17 protein-coding genes and 1 tRNA gene are annotated in these 17,514 nt (G+C 42.6%); 2 read left to right on the forward strand and 16 right to left on the reverse strand.

Annotated features, from left to right (window positions below):
* Positions 1 to 208: 208 nt before the first annotated feature.
* The 4 genes from aroB to H6571_20155 form a co-directional block, all read right to left on the reverse strand.
* Positions 209 to 1,285 (reverse strand): 3-dehydroquinate synthase, encoded by a 1,077-nt coding sequence (gene aroB, locus H6571_20140; protein ID MCB9326061.1) that lies wholly within the window; start codon positions 1,283 to 1,285, stop codon positions 209 to 211.
* A gap of 5 nt (positions 1,286 to 1,290) precedes the next feature.
* A complete protein-coding gene (locus H6571_20145; protein ID MCB9326062.1) occupies positions 1,291 to 2,031 on the reverse strand; it encodes a tetratricopeptide repeat protein in 741 nt (246 codons plus the stop codon).
* A gap of 78 nt (positions 2,032 to 2,109) precedes the next feature.
* Positions 2,110 to 3,414 (reverse strand): hypothetical protein, encoded by a 1,305-nt coding sequence (locus H6571_20150; GenBank protein ID MCB9326063.1) that lies wholly within the window; start codon positions 3,412 to 3,414, stop codon positions 2,110 to 2,112.
* A 126-nt stretch (positions 3,415 to 3,540) separates the two neighbouring features.
* Positions 3,541 to 5,484 (reverse strand): hypothetical protein, encoded by a 1,944-nt coding sequence (locus tag H6571_20155; protein MCB9326064.1) that lies wholly within the window; start codon positions 5,482 to 5,484, stop codon positions 3,541 to 3,543.
* A 251-nt stretch (positions 5,485 to 5,735) separates the two neighbouring features.
* Between H6571_20155 and H6571_20160 the strand changes: the two genes are divergently transcribed.
* The gene (locus H6571_20160) at positions 5,736 to 6,176 is read left to right on the forward strand and encodes a DUF4293 domain-containing protein (protein ID MCB9326065.1); all 441 of its coding nucleotides are present in this window, start codon (positions 5,736 to 5,738) and stop codon (positions 6,174 to 6,176) included.
* Between the two features lie 158 nt (positions 6,177 to 6,334).
* On the opposite strand, the gene H6571_20165 is transcribed toward H6571_20160, so the two are convergent.
* From H6571_20165 to H6571_20195, 7 genes are all read right to left on the reverse strand, one after another.
* Complete coding sequence (locus H6571_20165) at positions 6,335 to 6,802, reverse strand: biopolymer transporter ExbD (GenBank protein MCB9326066.1); 468 nt, start codon at positions 6,800 to 6,802, stop codon at positions 6,335 to 6,337.
* A gap of 80 nt (positions 6,803 to 6,882) precedes the next feature.
* A complete protein-coding gene (locus tag H6571_20170; protein ID MCB9326067.1) occupies positions 6,883 to 7,434 on the reverse strand; it encodes a biopolymer transporter ExbD in 552 nt (183 codons plus the stop codon).
* Positions 7,435 to 7,443: 9 nt separating this feature from the next.
* The gene (locus tag H6571_20175) at positions 7,444 to 7,953 is read right to left on the reverse strand and encodes a hypothetical protein (protein MCB9326068.1); all 510 of its coding nucleotides are present in this window, start codon (positions 7,951 to 7,953) and stop codon (positions 7,444 to 7,446) included.
* A gap of 14 nt (positions 7,954 to 7,967) precedes the next feature.
* Positions 7,968 to 8,741: a MotA/TolQ/ExbB proton channel family protein gene (locus H6571_20180; GenBank protein MCB9326069.1), complete on the reverse strand. Its 774-nt coding sequence runs from the start codon at positions 8,739 to 8,741 to the stop codon at positions 7,968 to 7,970.
* Between the two features lie 56 nt (positions 8,742 to 8,797).
* Positions 8,798 to 8,885, reverse strand: a tRNA-Ser gene (locus H6571_20185).
* A gap of 201 nt (positions 8,886 to 9,086) precedes the next feature.
* Complete coding sequence (locus tag H6571_20190; protein MCB9326070.1) at positions 9,087 to 9,851, reverse strand: TatD family hydrolase; 765 nt, start codon at positions 9,849 to 9,851, stop codon at positions 9,087 to 9,089.
* Between the two features lie 217 nt (positions 9,852 to 10,068).
* On the reverse strand, positions 10,069 to 10,374 hold the full coding sequence (locus H6571_20195) for a hypothetical protein (GenBank protein ID MCB9326071.1): 306 nt from the start codon (positions 10,372 to 10,374) through the stop codon (positions 10,069 to 10,071).
* A 149-nt stretch (positions 10,375 to 10,523) separates the two neighbouring features.
* On the opposite strand from H6571_20195, the gene H6571_20200 reads away from it, so the two are divergent.
* Positions 10,524 to 11,153, forward strand: coding sequence for a viroplasmin family protein (locus H6571_20200; protein ID MCB9326072.1), 630 nt, complete (start codon positions 10,524 to 10,526; stop codon positions 11,151 to 11,153).
* A 148-nt stretch (positions 11,154 to 11,301) separates the two neighbouring features.
* Here the strand turns inward: H6571_20200 and H6571_20205 are convergent, their stop codons facing one another.
* The 5 genes from H6571_20205 to sppA all read right to left on the reverse strand — a co-directional run bounded on the left by H6571_20205 (position 11,302) and on the right by sppA (position 17,307).
* Positions 11,302 to 13,083: a Na+:solute symporter gene (locus tag H6571_20205; protein MCB9326073.1), complete on the reverse strand. Its 1,782-nt coding sequence runs from the start codon at positions 13,081 to 13,083 to the stop codon at positions 11,302 to 11,304.
* Positions 13,084 to 13,411: 328 nt separating this feature from the next.
* On the reverse strand, positions 13,412 to 13,969 hold the full coding sequence (locus tag H6571_20210; GenBank protein ID MCB9326074.1) for a peptide deformylase: 558 nt from the start codon (positions 13,967 to 13,969) through the stop codon (positions 13,412 to 13,414).
* A 137-nt stretch (positions 13,970 to 14,106) separates the two neighbouring features.
* Positions 14,107 to 14,523: a Holliday junction resolvase RuvX gene (ruvX, locus tag H6571_20215; GenBank protein MCB9326075.1), complete on the reverse strand. Its 417-nt coding sequence runs from the start codon at positions 14,521 to 14,523 to the stop codon at positions 14,107 to 14,109.
* A 357-nt stretch (positions 14,524 to 14,880) separates the two neighbouring features.
* Complete coding sequence (locus H6571_20220; protein ID MCB9326076.1) at positions 14,881 to 15,219, reverse strand: LytTR family transcriptional regulator; 339 nt, start codon at positions 15,217 to 15,219, stop codon at positions 14,881 to 14,883.
* Positions 15,220 to 15,525: 306 nt separating this feature from the next.
* Positions 15,526 to 17,307 carry a signal peptide peptidase SppA gene (gene sppA, locus H6571_20225; GenBank protein MCB9326077.1) on the reverse strand — a complete coding sequence of 594 codons (1,782 nt, stop codon included), beginning with the start codon at positions 17,305 to 17,307 and terminating at the stop codon, positions 15,526 to 15,528.
* Positions 17,308 to 17,514 lie beyond the last annotated feature (207 nt).

Here is a 17,514-nt window from a genome sequence, read left to right on the forward strand (position 1 = left end):
GTTTAATGCGTGAATGATTCAATGCGTGAAATACTCAATGTGAGAATGATTCAATGCGTGAATGATTCAGGGTTTTATGGGAATAAAGTTTTAACAATTCTTTCATTTGTTCTTGTAGCCTTTACTTAATTGTCACAAACCAGCAACCAGCTACAAAGATGCTTTTAGAACGCAATTCGCTGGTTGTATGTTTTGAGTTCGGGTAATCTTAATTACACACTCCCTGAATTTTCCCATTAAAATAATCCAGGCTTTCCTCAATAAGCTGCCGATTACACGTCCTGTTCACTGCCACCTCCCCTATTGCGGGAAGCAGGCTAAAATTGATCAACCCGTCTTCATTTTTTTTGTCCTGCTCCATCAAAGCGATGAAGGTCGGGTATAAGTTCTTGTCAAAAGGGTAAAGATCGTAAGTTTTGAGGAGGAAATCAGTGATCTCTTCCAGTGCCTCAGCCGATAGTCCCTCCTGCTTATAAGACAAATAGGCCTCGGCGATCATCCCGGCAGCGATGGCTTCCCCGTGTAAAAGGGGCCGGTCGGTTTCCAGGGCATAACCTTCCAGGGCATGGCCAATGGTATGTCCAAAATTCAGGGCTTTGCGAAGGCCTTTTTCAAGTGGATCTTCCTCCACGATGCGTTTTTTAACCTGTAAGGAAGGGAGGATAAATTCAACCCAATGGACCGCGTCCAAGGCTTTTACGGCTTTGATCTTTTCCCACTCCGTTTTATCGGCGATCAGTCCGTGTTTGATCAGTTCGGCAAAACCGCTTCGGGTTTCTTCGAAGGAAAGGGTTTTGATAAAGGCAGGATCGACAAAGACGGCCTGTGGGTTTTTGAACAGACCAATACTGTTTTTTACCTGCATAAAATCTATCCCGAGTTTTCCTCCGATAGAGGCATCCACCTGTGACAACAATGTTGTGGGCAGTTGGATGAAATCCATCCCACGTTTAAAGGTAGAAGCGCAAAATCCGCCCATATCCCCGATGACGCCACCGCCCAGGTTGATGAGTAATGAATGACGATCCGCCTGGCCGTTCATCATTTCCGACCAGATGGTCTGGCAGGTCCCAATATGTTTATGAATCTCCCCGGAAGGAATCCGGATGAGGTGGATGTCGAGATCCGGCAGACCATTTTTGAGCAAAGGCAAACAGTGCCGCTCGGTATTTTCGTCTACCAATACAAAGTGCCTGGAATATTTCCGGGCTTTCAGGAACGTTCCAAGTTCTTCCTCTAATTTTCCAACGTAAATATTGTAGCTCCCCAGTTGAATGATTTCCATTGAGATCAAATATTTTCAAATACCTCTTGCCGAATCCAGCCGATTTCGCCGTTGGGCAATTGTACTTTATGCCAGTCTCCGATTATATCTATCAGTTTTATTTTTGTTCCCGCCGGTATTTCGGTTAAATCCTGGTCTGATTCGGGGGCCGACTTCAGTGCTGTTCCTGACTGCAAAACGATGGCCGATTCATGCTGAGCGGCCATTTTCACCCGGCTGCTCGCCAGCAAAAAAGGCAAAATACAAACCGACAGAAAAAAGATTCCCAGGAAAAAGCCGAGTTTTCTGTTCCCTCGTTTTTTTCCTAGCAGCCAGACGATGCCGCCCGCCATTCCGGCCCATAATAAAAAGAGCCCCAAAATGCTCCAGCCAGTGGAAGGAATAAAATCGGCCAGGGTGCGCCACCAGTTGTTTAGAAAATATTCAGGAACTTCCTCTAAAGGTCTGATGATCCGTCCGTTGGCCAGGGACAGGTTGTATTGATAATCCTCATTGCGTGGATTTAATTTCAGTGCCTTTTCAAAAAAGAGAATGGCCTCCGGTATTTTGTTTAGGCGGTAATAGGTATTTCCCAGGTTGTAATAAAGTGCTGCAGTCTGATACCCTTCTTCTACGAGACCGGCATACAGGTCGGCAGCTTCCTGGTAATTCTCTTCGATATAAGCGTTATTGGCACGCTCAAACTTTTCTTCAACTTCCCGAGGCATTGCCAACACGGGAAAAAAAAGAAACAGAAAAAACAACATTTTTTTATTCAAAGACATCTTCATAAATGTTCAGTTATGAATTAAGCGCATAAAGCTACAAAAATGTTCAGGGGCAACTTAATTCACAATGTTTAATATTCCTTCTATAATTTTTGATTTCATCACTCCCAATTGTTCCGGAGTGGAAAGGTTTAAATTTTCCTTATGCCTGACATCCTGCCATTGGCTGCTCAGGAGAATGAGGTCCTTGAGTTCCTCCGGCGATTTTTCATTTTTTATAAGCAGGCTCAAGGCTTTTTCAACCTTCCCCTGTCCGATCATTTCTATGAAACCAGCTTTTTGGGCCTCGGAAGCCACCACCTCTGCAGGTTCTTTGATCACAGTAACATCCTTGCTTTTAACTTTCGAGGCCACCAACCGCTCGAGGTTGTAAATCTGCTCTTCTGTCTGGTCGCAAAATCGCACGTAAACAATGGCACTTGGGCCGGATTTGGAAGCCATCTTTTTGGCGTTCCGGACCACCTGTTTCAGTAATTTCAAATCCGCGATTTCATCATCGTCCCCCTTGAGCAGGTTGTAGGTACTGATGCCCAGTTTTGCCAGCACTTCAGAAAGAAACAAAGCCGTTTTGCATAGGAATAAAGAATTGTAAATATTGATATTCGACAAATCTCCCTCGCTTAAAAAAGTAATGGCTTGTTCCGATTCGATTTTGGTCTCATTATCTCCAAAAACAAACAGGTCGAAGTTGAACTTATTGAATTCGTTCATGCTGTAAAACAGGTGATACAAGGCCTTGTAAGCATGTCCCAATCCGTAAAAAGTATTGTATTGGATAGAGCCGTTTTCATAGTATTTCTTGGCCAGGGCTTTTGAGGATTCTGATGCTTTTTCGATGAGAATATCGCCATTGCTGTAATCGTACTGCATCATGGCCTGCACACCGCCAATGTAAAAGCTTTCGGGCTCAAAATGATCGATAAAAGTCTGATACTGGCTCCCGAATTTATCGGCTTTTTGCAGGGCTTCTTTGGCTTCTTGCAGTTTTGCCAGTCCTGCACTAATATTTTGTTGACGGATGTCGTTTACCGCCATGTAATACAACAACAGGCCATTGGCAATATTCCAGTTTTCCTGCAATCCCAATTGTTCAAAATTGCTCCGTGCCTGAGTCAATAATTCTATCGATTTCCCAATATTACCCGCCTGGGTAAATTCGAGCTGACTTTGAAAAAAACTCCAGAAAGATTCCAGTACAAACCGGACGGTAGGGTGAGCATCGGGGCCCAATTGGTGGTACATTTCCTGCAATCCCTTAACGGCCACATTAGGTTCGTACTCAAAAAAGGTGTCAATTAAATCGTAAACCGATTTTTGATCCTCTGGGTTAAGCTGTTGAACGGGTAAGATATCCTGACTCATGTGTATTAGGTTTTGGTAATCAGTGTACATTTTAAACTTTCCACGGAGCTATTTTATTTTATAAATGATTCATTCCGTAGCTTAAAAAAAAGTACCTTGGGAATTAAATCCCTTTTATTAATGTGCCTAATTCTTTTGCTTTATCTGTTGTTTTGCGGGCTTCTGTCCTGGCGGCGGTGCTCCACGACCTTCTTTTTCACCGGCTTCCGGATTTACCAAACCGACAGGTATTGTAATCAAATTACGGCCGGGTTTTTCACCAAAAAGGTCATTGAGAGATTTTGGCCGAATCTTCTGTTCCCAACTGAAGCCTTTCAATTTCAGGCTTTCATGGTCGGCCTGTTGCATGGGCTTAAGGTTTGACTGTGGCGAAGTGATGAATTTGATCCGCTCCACCTGGTTATTGCCAAAAGAAAGGATCATTTCACTGCATAAAGTTTTGTTTACACCAATATAAGCATCCGATTCGTCCCGTGCATAATAAACCGTCTCCGCATTGCCTTCCACATACATTTTATGGATCTCGCCGTCACGAAATTCAACCCTTATATCCTTGCCCTTGATCTGGTTGAAAAACAACTCGTCCGGCGAATTGAGAATCAGGGCATTATCCCTCATAAATATTTTGTCGATCTGGTTTTTGGACAGCTGCATGTCCAGGGTATCTGCAACAAACTGGGAAGTGTCGGACCACATGATCGGATTCCCGTAAAAATGAAAAATGGAATCCACACTGCTGTAAGCCATGGAATCACACAATGCCTGCAGATCGCTTTTATAAACCCTAACATCCCTGAATGCCAGCAAAATACGGGAACTGTCTCCCTCCGATGATATTTTCTCCAAAGACAACAAGGTATCGGCCGCCATGAATAAAGAATCTCCCTCAAGTACATTAATCAGGTAGGGACGGCCCAACTTCCCTCCGGTAGCTCTAAGATAACCCGACTCTTTTTTATAAGCCGCCGTATCGCAAACAATGGTCAATTGTTCGGCCGTATCCCTCCAAATGACCTCCCCGATGGCGATGCCCATCCCCGTTTCCTGCTCGTAATCTACCTGAGAAGCTTCCAGGATACGACCTTCATCCACAATAATGGATCGTCCGCGGGTGGAGTAGGTTTCATTTTTTCCGTCGTAAAATATTGAATTGGCTGTGATGTGACGGGTAGAATCCCTGAATTCAGCATTGCCCAGCAATGAAAGTTTATCGGTTGGCTCCTGGTATTTTATTCGCAAAGCCCTGGCATACTGGCTTTCATTTTCCATCTGGGCATGCCCTTTCAGGTTATACTCCTTCACCCTCCCGTCATAGGCGATGGTATCAGCTCTTGCCTTTCTGTTGGGGCCAAAATATTGGGCATTCTGCCGAAACTCGGCAAGATTATCTTCGGTTTCATAAAAACCGGATTCACAATAGATCCTGCTACTATCCATGGTAATCAAAGTAGGGCCGGCATAAGTTACGATCTTTGTCTCCGTATTGAAGATCAGGGCATCTGCTCTAAGCACAAAATTGGTATCCACCACCTCAACACTGTCTTTAAAATAGATCAGGTCTTCCTCAACGTAATAATACCCCAGTGCACTCCTCAGCTGAGTCTGCCCATTGGTCAATACCGCTCCATGAAGATAGGTGGCCGTTTTGGTGCTCAGATCATATTGAAGATGAGTGGTAAACAATCTTCGGTCGCCGGTCTGGAGAATTACGTTACCAGTGAGGTCCGCAATTTTCGTTTCAGCAGAATAAATCAGGGAATCGGAAAAAACAGTGACCGAATCTCCTTGTTGGATGATGATGTTGCCCAGGGCAAAAACATCCACTTCGTTTTCAATAATGGCCGTATCGCAATACATAAAAACACTGTCCTGGCTCAACTCAACGCTTCCTGTCAGTTTTTGTATCATCTTACCCTCAGCCCGCATATAATCAAAGTAATCAGCTGCGTCAATATTGACCTTTTGGGAAGTAGTATCCTTCTTAGTCTGCCCGATGAGTAATCCCGGAATTAAGGAAAAGACACCCAAAACCACCAAAAACTTCATCGTCCGCATCAATTTACTTTTCATATTTTTCATCCAATATCCGGAAGTGATGTTCTAGGTGATAAACGGTAAAAAACAACATACTGTGTATCATTTATTCAATTATTAAAAACCGGCAAAGCGTAAAAAAATTGTTTCTGAACCACTAAAGTTAAGACTTTCATTCCTAATGAATTCATTCTTCCCGGCTTCTGTTCCCTTGAAACAGGAAAAAACAAATACGTTGTCTGAATTTTAACGGTGAACCTGTATATTTGCCCACAAAAATAAAAACTATGATCCAAAGAATTCAATCTGTTTTTTTGCTGCTGGCGACAGGATCGGCATTTGGCCTGTTTGGGTTGCCTTTTGCGAAGACTGACGTGGCAGTGGCCGGTTCATCATTATTCAGTGACCAAATTTACAACATTCTGGACGATACCGTGGTACTTGCATTGTTTTGTGCGGCGGGAATCCTTGCATTTTTGGCTATTTTTCTTTTTAAAAATCGTAATTTACAAAGCAGGCTTGCCCTACTTTCCATTTTGGTCATGTTAGGCGGAATTGGCTGGGCCATTTACCAATTCTCTCTGGATGCTGCTGCAAAGGGTGCTGAAGTTATTCATTATTCTGCAGGCATAACACTTCCTTTTCTGGGAATTATTTTTGCTGCGCTTGCCGCTCGATTCATTAAAAAAGACGATAAGCTCGTAAAGTCGATGGATCGTTTGCGTTGATTTTCCATTTGAATAAATATACCCGCCGGAATAATTTTCCAGGGAAAGCAGGATTTCATAATGAGATCCCACAGCATTAACCCTTGATTAAGCACATAAAAAAAGGCTCCTGTAAATTACAGAAGCCTTTTTTTTAACTACGCTAAATTGCGATTAAATTAATAAGCACGCTTTTTAGCAGAGTAGTTTATGATCAACTGTCCAGATCTTCTCAACTGCGTTTTCACGTCCTGAACAATACCCATAGTCACTTTTCCGTCAACACGCAGGGAAGAAGTGATTTTTCCATGGCTTCTTTCAGGAACTTTAATTTTGTGTTTTTCAAGAAAAAGCGGAATATCATGGATTTCGGAAATTTTATCCCCTAATTGCAACCTGGGTTTAGTACCATAAACCTTCTCAAATTGCACGGTAGGTTTACCGATATACAGATAATTAACCAGAGATTTTTCCTCGAGTTTGTCCAACTGAGTTGCCTGTGGTGTATTGACCTGAACCTTCAATTCGGCGTTTCTCATTACGGTAGTTACCATAAAGAAGAAAAGCAACATGAAGATAATATCCGGCAATGAGGCCGTAGAGATTGCAGGAGATGTTTTACCTCTTTTTTTAGAAAATTTTGGCATAACTTTTATTTTTTACTTATCTCAAAAATTGATAAGCCCGTAAAGAAAAAACCGATAGCTTTTCGACAAAAATGATACGGTTATTCTTCACCAAATGCAGTAGGTTCAGCCTCTGAAAGCACCATCGGGATTTCAGCCTTAATGGCTTTTTTCTTGGCCTGATCCAGATCTTCACTATAATGAATGTTGTACTTCCTCATACTAAGTTCATCCCAAAGTTCATCATAAGCTCCTTTTAGCTCATTGTACACTTCGAGATAAGTTTTGTAATTGGTCCCCCTGTCATTTTTGAGAGAAATAATGGCACGTGTCGGCTTTTCGGCCAAATCTTCACGCTGGAGTGGATTAGAAATAAACTCCTTTGCATTACGTCTCAAATTGGTGATACTCATCGGTTCACCTCTGACAAGCAACTGATTCTGAGCATTCACCAACACAGAATAAACGTTCCGTTTTTTCAACTGTGTAATATCGGGCTCTTCCTCTGACCAGGGAGGCAACTTCACCCTGATTCCCTTGTCCTCCGCTATGGTGGTAGTTACAAGAAAAAAGATGAGCAACAGAAAGGCAATGTCCGCCATAGAGCCGGCATTCACCTCATTAGTCATCCTGGTTCTACTGGATTTACTCATAATTAGTTTTTATTTAAAGAAGCCTGAAACTTCCGAATATACAAATGACACGGCAGCAGCAAGGATCAACACACCAGCAGTTAAAATACCGGCACTGATTCCCTTAAGGGTATTTGCGGTAAATATTGCACCGCTATCCTTAAATTTGTCAATGGCACCCACCAGGCTACCTGTAGCATCCCCGGATGCAGTAGATTTGAGCACGAAGAATAAAACAATCAACGCGGCAAATGCAACAACCCCCTTAATAGAGCTTTTGAAATTGGTGGCGATCTGAACAACCCCAAAAATTAACATTGCCAGGGCAGCCACCGCGATCAACGCGATAGAAGCATACAAACCGAAGTTAAAGAAGTTCATCCCCACCCTGTCTTCTGCTTTTGTTTCAGATAAGGCCATTCCAAGCTGAGATTCCAGGGCTGACGCCTTAGGAAAGCCATTTATGATGAAAATCAGAATGATAACCAAACCGAGGCCAAAAGCCAGGGTCTGACCATGCTTATTTAGAAAATTATACATATCGTATGGTATTCTTATGATTTAAAAGTATTGTTTTCAGCCATGATATCGACCAATGCGATAGATGCTTCTTCCATTTTATTAACGATACCGTCAATCTTATTGATGATATAGTTGTAAAAAATTTGAAGAATAATGGCCACAACAAGACCAAATACTGTAGTCAAAAGGGCTACTTTGATACCCCCAGCAACAACGGTAGGAGAAATATCACCTACAGCTTCAATTTTGTCAAAGGCGCTAATCATACCAATTACCGTACCCATGAAACCAAGCATCGGGGCGATAGCGATGAAAAGAGAAATCCAAACCAGGCCTCTTTCGAGTAATCCCATTTGAACACCACCGTATCCTACAATGGCTTTTTCTACGGCTTCAGCACCGTCGTCTGAAGCTTTCAGCCCTTCGTACAATACACTGGCAGTCGGGCCGGGAGTTGATTTACAAATCTCCATGGCACCCTGAACGTCACCGCTCTTCAGACTGTCATCAATTTTACTGAGCAATTTGTCAGTATTGGTAGTTGCGATATTCAATGTGATGATACGCTCAATACAAAAAGCAAGACCGAGGATCAAACACAATAATACGAAACTCATGAAACGCCAGTCTCCATCAATGAAATACTTTTTCAATAATTGGAACGAAGTACCATCAGCAGTATCTGCAGTACTCTCATCGGCAGCTGCCGTTTCTGTTCCATCCTGGCTCTGAGCCTGGCCATAAACTACATTTCCGGAAAATACTGCAAGGCCTATTACCAGCAGCAATGCTATTAACTTTCGCATAGTCAACAAGGTTTAACGATTGTTTTAAAAGTTTAGATTAAATCAAAAAATTAATGCGGAGAGAGAGGGATTCGAACCCTCGGTACGCTTTTGACGCACACACGCTTTCCAGGCGTGCCTCTTCAGCCACTCGAGCACCTCTCCAAATCAAATTCGAGAACTACTCGTATTAGAAATAATAGCAAATTCTTTAATCCGCCATCAATGCTTTCTAATACGAACAAATATACTTATTAAGTCGAACTTAACAATACATCGGCCACAAAAATTCAAAAAAGATACAATAAAACAAAATTTTCCCGCCGATTAATATTTTTTATTATCAACCTCAATCAATCAAAGGCCCTAAACAAAAAGATTTCGGGCATTCTGAGTGGTCACTTTTGCCACCTCTGCTAAAGGAACTCCTTTTATTTCTGCCAGCTTTTCTGCCACCAATTTCACATAACTGCTTTCATTCCGCTTCCCACGAAAAGGAGCAGGCGTCAGGTAAGGTGCATCGGTTTCCAAAACCAGGTGTTTCATGTCCACCCCGGTTATTATTTTATCCAACCCCGAATTTTTGAAAGTCAGTACCCCTCCTATCCCGAGGTAAAATCCTAATTCAATGATCGCATTGGCCTGTTCGAGGTTGCCCGAGAAACAGTGAAAAATTCCAGCGGGCAGCGCCCCTTCCTTGCTCCTCAATAATTCGATGATCTCATCCGTGGCATCCCGTGAATGAATCACAATGGGCAGCTCAAATTCCAGGGCCCAGTTGATCTGTCTCAAAAAAGCATCCTTTTGTTGCTCAAAAAAACTCTTATCCCAATACAGGTCAATCCCGATCTCCCCCACCGCTGAAAAGGTTCGTTTATCCATCCACTCGCGGGCAATGCGCAACTCCTCCTCATAATCTTCCTTGATCGAACACGGATGTACCCCCATCATCGGAAAACAACGTCCCGGCCATTTAACCTCCATTTCCAACATTCCGTCGATGGTCCTGCTATCCACATTGGGCAAATACAATGCCTCCACTCCTTCCTCAAAAGCCCTGTTCACCACTTCCTCCCGATCCGCGTCAAACTCTTCGAGATATAAATGGGTGTGTGTATCGATTAATTTCATTCCTGTGGTATTCTTTTCGGGGCAAATGTAAGAAAAAAATCTGGTTGCTGGGTGCTGGGTGCTGTTTGCTGGTTACTTGTTGCTGGTTACTTGTTACTGGTTACTTGTTGCTGGTTACTTGTCGCTGGTTTGTTGCTGGTTTGACTTCTACATTTATTATTTTACATTTTACATTCATCTGTCCGTGCCCCTTCGGGTCGGGCTGCTGCGGGGTTCGCTATTCGCTCACCTGTCCTGCCATAAGGAAACCGATAGGTCGGGAGGCTTCGCCGCTGCGCGTCTTGTCCGGTGCCTTGCACCGCCCCTCCATATCCCTCACGCAGTCGCAAACGTTTACCTCTTTATATAAGGTATAGATTAGAAAAGTGGAAGCTTTGGTGTGTGGAGATCTTAAGAAGGTAGATAATTGAGAAAGCGTGACCTGAATAACACCCTCAATGGTTAGCGACGGAGCAAAGGAAACCATCAGAGGTAAAAACAAAAAACTTAGGTAAATAAGCGTAAATGATTCATTGAGTTTCATTTTTTTTAAACACTATGGATACAAATTTAAGGAAAATATTTTCAACCTATTTTTTTGCCCTAAATAACCAGGAATTAAGGGCTGGAGCCCTTTTAAATTTTACATTTTAAATTTTACATTTTAAATTTATCTCCACGTATCTTTGCACCATGGCAAAAAGCAATAAATATTACGTCGTGTGGGCGGGCAATACGCCTGGCATCTACGAATCCTGGACTGAATGTCAATTACAAATAAAAGGATACCCGAATGCCAAATACAAAGCATTCAAAACACTGGCGGAAGCCAAAGCGGCTTTTGATGGTTCCTATGTAGATCATTTTGAAAAAAAAGGCACTAAATCACCAGCAGCCCTGAGTCCTGAGGCCCGAAAGGAAATTGTCTGGGACAGTATCTCCGTTGATGCGGCCTGCAGCGGCAATCCCGGCCTGATGGAATACCAGGGCGTGGACACCAAAAATAAAACCCGGATCTTTTATCAGAAATTTGAACTGGGCACCAATAATATCGGAGAGTTTCTTGCCCTGGTTCACGCCCTGGCGATGTTCAAAAAAACAGGGCAGAATACACCTATATATACAGACTCCCGAACGGCCATGGCCTGGGTGAGGAATAAAAAAGCGAAAACATTACTCAAAAAAACCTCCCAAACAGCGAAATTATACGAGCTCATCGACCGGGCGGAAACCTGGCTCAAAACCAATACCTACAACAATCCCATAATGAAATGGAAAACCGAAGAATGGGGAGAAATCCCCGCTGATTTTGGAAGAAAATAGGCTTGATACTATGATGCTATAATACTATGATTATTTGATGCTAGGATACTGCGATGCTAGAATGGTTTGATAATTAGTTTAAAAATCAAAATTCAAAGCATCAAATAATCGTAGCATCGCAGTATTAAAGCATCGTAGTATTAAAGCATCAAGCCTCCCTGTTTTTCTTATCGAGCAACTGCTTCATGAAATACCCGCTCACCAAAGCTACTCCCGTGGCGATCAAGGCTCCCTGAATATTTCCATAAATCCAGAATCCAATGGCAAAGAGCGATCCGTAAACCAAAAACACTCCTGAAAACATGCCTGCGAGTTCGCCGGGCAATTTTCCTACGGTAATATCTTTCTTTGTGATGGTGTTCTCAGACAAAGCCCTGTCGATAACGGGTTTCCAGCCTCTGCTGTGCGGACGGATCAGTTTGTAGAAACTCAACAGTTTTGAATAATCATCCGGCTGGGTCAAAAAAGTGACCGTCAGCCAGCCAACCGTTGTGATGCCAACACCCATGAGTAATTTCCAATGATCGGGAACGGGGACAGGATGTATAAACTCAAAATAAATGGCGACCAAAAAGGAAATGACCATTGCGGCAATTTCACTGTAGGCGTTAATGCGCCACCAAAACCAGCGCAGGATGAAAATGAGTCCGGTACCGGCACCGATCTGTAAAAGTATATTAAAGGCCTGCAAGGCATTACTCAGGTACAAGGCCAATATGGCCGCTAAGGCCATTAAAATTACCGTAGAAATACGCCCAACGGATACCATCTTTTTTTCTGAAGCATCCTTATCCACAAAACGTTTATAAAAATCATTCACAATATACGATGACCCCCAATTCAAATGGGTGGAAATGGTCGACATAAAAGCAGCAATCAACGAAGCGATCACCAGACCGAGTAATCCGGCCGGCAGATAAGTCAACATGGCAGGATAAGCCAAATCATCATTGACTATCCCCGGATCAACATTCGGGAAAGCGAGTTTAAGGGAGGCTATGTCCGGAAACATAACCAACGATCCCAAAGCGATAAGAATCCACGGCCATGGACGCAAGGCATAATGGGCTATATTAAAAAACAAGGTTGCCCCCACCGCATTTTTTTCATCTTTTGCCGAGAGCATACGTTGGGCAATATACCCCCCGCCACCGGGTTCCGCCCCAGGATACCAAACACTCCACCATTGAACGGCCAGTGGTAAAATAAACAATGGAATCAATACTTCCATATTATTAAAATCGGGTAGCAGGTGGAGTTTGCCCGCTACATTTTCATGTTCCAACAGATTGGTCAGTCCTCCTACCTCCGGCATATTCAGCACCACATAGGCTGCCCAAACAGAACCCACCATCGCTATGATGAACTGGAAAAAATCGGTGAGAATCACCCCTTTCAATCCCCCAAGGGCAGAATAAAAAACCGTCACAATGGAGGCAATCAGAATGGTCTGTGTGGGGGTCAATCCCAATAGAATGCCGCCGATCTTGATGGCAGCCAGCGTTACGGTAGCCATGATCAGTACATTAAAAAACACGCCCAGGTATAAGGCCCGGAATCCGCGTAAAAAGGCTGCCCCCTTGCCGCTGTATCGCAATTCGTAAAACTCCAGGTCGGTCATCACCCCTGACCTTCTCCAAAGTCTGGCATAAACAAATACCGTGAGCATTCCCGTCAAAAGGAAAGCCCACCATACCCAGTTTCCACTCACCCCGTTCTTCCGAACAATATCGGTAACAAGGTTTGGGGTATCCGCAGAAAAAGTGGTGGCGACCATGGAAAATCCCAATAACCACCAGGGCATACTCCTGCCGGAAAGAAAGAAATCAGAGGAACTTTTACCAGATTGTTTGGAGACGAGGACTCCAATAGCCATGGAAATGACAAAAAAAGCAAAAATGATGGACCAGTCTAAAGTTGTTAGAGTCATGTGCGTTTTGGTTTAGGCTTTTCATTTAATGGGGGTAAATGTAAAAAAAAATAAAATAAGGTAGGAGAAAATTTCAACCGAACGACACGAATTAGGGAAATCGTGTTACATGATCTCCCACTGGTATAAAATCAATTTTTTGTTTTTTTAACCGCAATGGACGCAGAGAAGGCGCAATGAACGCAGAGAAATCTTTGCAATCACTGCGCCTTCTCTGCAAACTCAGCGGATAAATTCTTTCATTAAAATTTTATGAACACCCCTGGAATAATAAAGAAAGGAACAAGGGTAATCGCCTAAAGCAGGCTGTTCCACCCGGTATGAATGTTTATTTCCCTGCAAACTTCATTTTGTATTCTACGCTGATATTGCCTTTTTTGATATTATCCAGGCGCTTTTTCAACAGACGTTTTCGAATGGGTTTCAGTAACTCTGTGAAAAGAATGCCATCAATATGATCGTATTCGTGCTGGATAACCCGTGCATTCATCTCGCTAAACTCCCGTTCATGGGTCTCGAAATTTTCATCCTGAAAGCGGATCTTAATGGTAGGTTTTCGTTCCACATCACCGCGAACATCGGGAATACTAAGACAGCCTTCTTCATAAGTCCACTCTACTCCTGTTTCCTCTATCATCTCGGCATTGATAAAAACCTGCTTGATTCCTTTATCTTCCTCTCCTTCATCCATCACCTGGATGGTATCGACCACAAAAAGCCTGATGGATTTGCCAATTTGAGGTGCAGCAAGACCTACCCCCTGAGCGTAATACATGGTATCCCACATATCTTCGATCAACTTCGTCAAATCCGGATAATTTTCATCAATTGCCTCGCCTACTTTTCTCAATACAGGCAACCCGTATCCGTGAATTGGTAACAACATTTCCTTTTAATATTTCTCTGTTTGTATAACAAAACCAACGAATTGTCTATGCGAAACAACTCCGTTGGCAAAAAAATTCTTTTGTCAAACATCCTAAGATTGCCGGAAGTTCAATGGCTGATTGAATAACTAAAATTTTACTGCCGGTGCTCTTCCATATAATCCTGAAGGATCAATACTGCGCTTATTTTATCCACCAATCTTTTATCCCTCCTTTTTTTCTTATTCACGCCGCTCTGGAGAATGATCTTTTTAGCGTCTTCCGAGGTGTACCGCTCATCATGGGGAACCACCTCAATTTCCGGAAACATTTTGCGCAGTTTTCGGATAAACCCAAGCACCATATGAGCGATCTGCGAAGGATTGCCATCGGGATATTTGGGATCCCCCACCACAATGGTCTCCACTTCTTCTGCTGCGATATAATGCTGTAGATAGTCAAAAATATTTTTTGTATCAACAGTATCCAGCCCACTCGCGATGATCTGGAGTGGATCAGATACGGCTAAACCCGTTCTTTTTGTTCCGTAATCTATTGATAAAATTCTCGCCACGGCGCAAAGGTAGGGAAAAAGGTAAATTTAAAAGGTAAATTTAAAATCGATTAGCTATCGTGGAGGATTCTTTTTGGGAAAAACCTTGAAAATACCTCAGACTTTAAAGTGTAGAAAAAATTTAATTCTCGACTGGTCATCTTGAAGAAGGAGGTTTTAACCGGACGAAGCCCTTAAAGTTGCCAGCTGACGACCTGATAAGTGAGATCGCCCCTGACAACCGTTCCCCCTTACTTTATTCTTTGACAGGTAAAACCTGTAGTGCTAATTTTTGACGAATTTAAACAAAACCGCCAACAATCAATTCGAAAAGTGATAACTGGTGCGTTGAAGGTGACAAGCCTGCTTTTTGTAAATTTAACCGAGTATCCTAATTTGCTCCAAAAGATCCTTTTTAAAGCTTTTTCCAATGGGAATAATGCGTTCCGCCAAATGAATTTTGTTGTTTTGAACATCGATCTTTTCGATCTTATCAATACAGACCATATAATTTCTGTGTACCCTGATGAAAGTCCCGGAAGAAATGATCTCCCCGACCTGCCGCAAAGAAATTTTAGCAACGTGTTTACCTGACGAGGTAAAAAAAGTTGTATAGTTTCCTTCGGCAAAAATATACAGTACTTCATCTATTTTAATTTGCTTATAGACTTTACCTGATTTGATAAAAACTACTTCCGGTAAGTTAATTTCGGACATTCGTTGGTGTGTTTTTGTGTTTGCTTATTCGTCATTTCTGACGCATGGACAAACCAAAAGTAACGATTTTTAATAATATGTGCCGAAACAAAAAACATGGAGTCGTCCCTGTTTTCCGGGTGGGAAAGAATAAAAATGGAAAGTGGTTAAAGGCGGGCCATCAATCTGTTTCATGTCGCGGATTCCGGGTTAATTTACCCGAAACCCGCTACATGAAACTATGAAAATGATTTAATTTATTGAGATCCAACGAGAAGAAATAATGAAATTCGGGATGAAGTACATGCTCCCTCATTGTGTTGAATTTTACTCAAACGGCACCATCACGGTCGATCGCATTTGCATGCCTTTCGAACTGTAGATGGATCGCAGGTCATCATAGGCAGAAAAAAGTTGCCCGAAATCTCTTTTTAACATCATTTCAGCAGTAGAGGTTTTGACATTTTGTTGCCCGGTTAGTTGTTCTATTATAGCAGCAATAGCGGTCTTGGGCTTGGGGTACTCTACTGTTCGGTAGCTATCCAACCCTGCCATCGTTGCGGCAGATTTCAGAGCATCTTCCAGCCCTCCCATACGGTCGACCAACCCTAATTCAAGAGCATGACTGCCGGTCCAGACCCTTCCCTGTGCGACCTGGTTAACCGAATCAGTGGTAACCATTTTTCTTCCGTCGGCCACTCTTTGTAAAAAGGTCTGGTACAAAATATCCGTGGTGGATTGAAGGATATTTCGCTCAGCCTCTGACATTTTAAAGAACGGGGAAAGGGATATGGCCAAAGGAGCGGTTTTGACAGAATCAAAATTGATGCCCAGGTGCCGATTAAACAATTCCTGCACATTCGGCAACATTATAAATACTCCGATAGACCCTGTCAGTGTATTCGGTTCGGCAAAAATAGAATCGGCCGCGGTAGCAATATAATACCCTCCGGAGGCTGCGTAGGTGCCCATGGAGACAATCACAGGCTTGCCGCTTTCTTTCAGCAACATCAGCTCTCTCCAAATATTTTCCGAAGCCATTGCGCTACCTCCTCCAGAGTTCACCCTCAAAACAACGGCTTTCACCTTATCGTCCTTGCGTAATTTTTGAAAAATTTTGTTGTAATTTTCATCCCCGATGCTCCCCTCTGCCCCCGGGCCATCCACAATGGCTCCTTCAGCATAAACCACAGCAATTTTGTCTTTGATTTTTGTATTTAGTTTCTTGGGATTACTCTTGAAATAGTCCGCCAGTGAAACTAGCCGCAGGTTTTCATCCAACTCAATGCCAACACTGTCTTTCAATTCATTGATCACTTCATCACGGTAAACAATTCCATCTACCAGTTTTCGTTCCAGCGCTTTTTGCGGATCAGGAGAAATATATTCATTGGCAATATTTTTCAACTCGGACACCTCCAGTCCCCTGGTCTGACTAATGTCCTCTAAAAAGAGATCGTAATATTCCGTCAAAAATTCTCTCACCTGCTCTTTATTGTCTTCCGACATATTATTTCTTCGGAAAGGCTCTGTGGCACTTTTGTAATTACCTACCCAAATCACCTGCATTTCAATTCCGAGTCGATCCAGCATTTCTTTCACAAATGCTGTTTGGGAAGAAAATCCACGAAAATCAATCCACCCCAGCGGATTTACATAAACTTCATTGGCCACAGAGGCCAGGTAATAAGCTCCCTGACTGTAGAATTTCGAATGGGCAATGATGAATTTACCATTGGATTTGAAATCTGCGAGTGCATTTCGCAATATTCTTGCCGTGGCAAAGCCTCCCTGCATTTGGTCAACTTCCAGGAATATCCCTTTGATATTATCGTCTTTTCCTGCGGTTTCAAGCGTGTACAGGATGTCATTTAATCCTAAAACCTGTTGTGTATTAAAGGAGTAAATATCCCGTTCAACATTATCTGTCAATTCAGGGATAGCCTCATCCAGGGTGATGTGCAAAATGGTGTTTTCTTTTACTACATTACCTTTATTTTCCTCATTGGCGATTTGAGCAATAATAATAATGCCAAAAATAGCCATCAATGTACCGGCGATAAACACTCCCAGTGTCGATGCCAGTAAAAATTTAAAAAATTGCCTCATTTGTCCTTATTTTTTTCTGCCCCCGTTCATTTTTGTGTTATTTATGTTCAGTAATTATTGGGGAACCAGCATAATTTGAACAAAAATAATTTACCATGGACGAAGCAATACTATTTTTAGATTAACGGGCTATTTTTTCTACAAAAGCAGCATTCCTATAGATCGCCGGCTCTTCTTTTTTGTAAATGGGAGTACAAAATCTTTTAG

The organism is Lewinellaceae bacterium (assembly GCA_020636105.1).
GTDB lineage: Bacteria > Bacteroidota > Bacteroidia > Chitinophagales > Saprospiraceae > BCD1.

What these genes read in the sequence shown, in the direction of transcription:
- H6571_20180 (MCB9326069.1), bottom strand. Translation starts at nt 8,741, where the DNA reads ATGCGAAAGTTAATAGCATTGCTGCTGGTAATAGGCCTTGCAGTATTT.
- H6571_20210 (MCB9326074.1), bottom strand. Translation starts at nt 13,969, where the DNA reads ATGTTGTTACCAATTCACGGATACGGGTTGCCTGTATTGAGAAAAGTA.
- H6571_20200 (MCB9326072.1), top strand. Translation starts at nt 10,524, where the DNA reads ATGGCAAAAAGCAATAAATATTACGTCGTGTGGGCGGGCAATACGCCT.
- H6571_20220 (MCB9326076.1), bottom strand. Translation starts at nt 15,219, where the DNA reads ATGTCCGAAATTAACTTACCGGAAGTAGTTTTTATCAAATCAGGTAAA.
- H6571_20155 (MCB9326064.1), bottom strand. Translation starts at nt 5,484, where the DNA reads ATGAAAAGTAAATTGATGCGGACGATGAAGTTTTTGGTGGTTTTGGGT.
- H6571_20165 (MCB9326066.1), bottom strand. Translation starts at nt 6,802, where the DNA reads ATGCCAAAATTTTCTAAAAAAAGAGGTAAAACATCTCCTGCAATCTCT.
- H6571_20170 (MCB9326067.1), bottom strand. Translation starts at nt 7,434, where the DNA reads ATGAGTAAATCCAGTAGAACCAGGATGACTAATGAGGTGAATGCCGGC.
- H6571_20150 (MCB9326063.1), bottom strand. Translation starts at nt 3,414, where the DNA reads ATGAGTCAGGATATCTTACCCGTTCAACAGCTTAACCCAGAGGATCAA.
- H6571_20145 (MCB9326062.1), bottom strand. Translation starts at nt 2,031, where the DNA reads ATGTTGTTTTTTCTGTTTCTTTTTTTTCCCGTGTTGGCAATGCCTCGG.
- H6571_20205 (MCB9326073.1), bottom strand. Translation starts at nt 13,083, where the DNA reads ATGACTCTAACAACTTTAGACTGGTCCATCATTTTTGCTTTTTTTGTC.
- sppA (MCB9326077.1), bottom strand. Translation starts at nt 17,307, where the DNA reads ATGAGGCAATTTTTTAAATTTTTACTGGCATCGACACTGGGAGTGTTT.
- H6571_20195 (MCB9326071.1), bottom strand. Translation starts at nt 10,374, where the DNA reads ATGAAACTCAATGAATCATTTACGCTTATTTACCTAAGTTTTTTGTTT.
- aroB (MCB9326061.1), bottom strand. Translation starts at nt 1,285, where the DNA reads ATGGAAATCATTCAACTGGGGAGCTACAATATTTACGTTGGAAAATTA.
- H6571_20175 (MCB9326068.1), bottom strand. Translation starts at nt 7,953, where the DNA reads ATGTATAATTTTCTAAATAAGCATGGTCAGACCCTGGCTTTTGGCCTC.
- H6571_20160 (MCB9326065.1), top strand. Translation starts at nt 5,736, where the DNA reads ATGATCCAAAGAATTCAATCTGTTTTTTTGCTGCTGGCGACAGGATCG.
- H6571_20190 (MCB9326070.1), bottom strand. Translation starts at nt 9,851, where the DNA reads ATGAAATTAATCGATACACACACCCATTTATATCTCGAAGAGTTTGAC.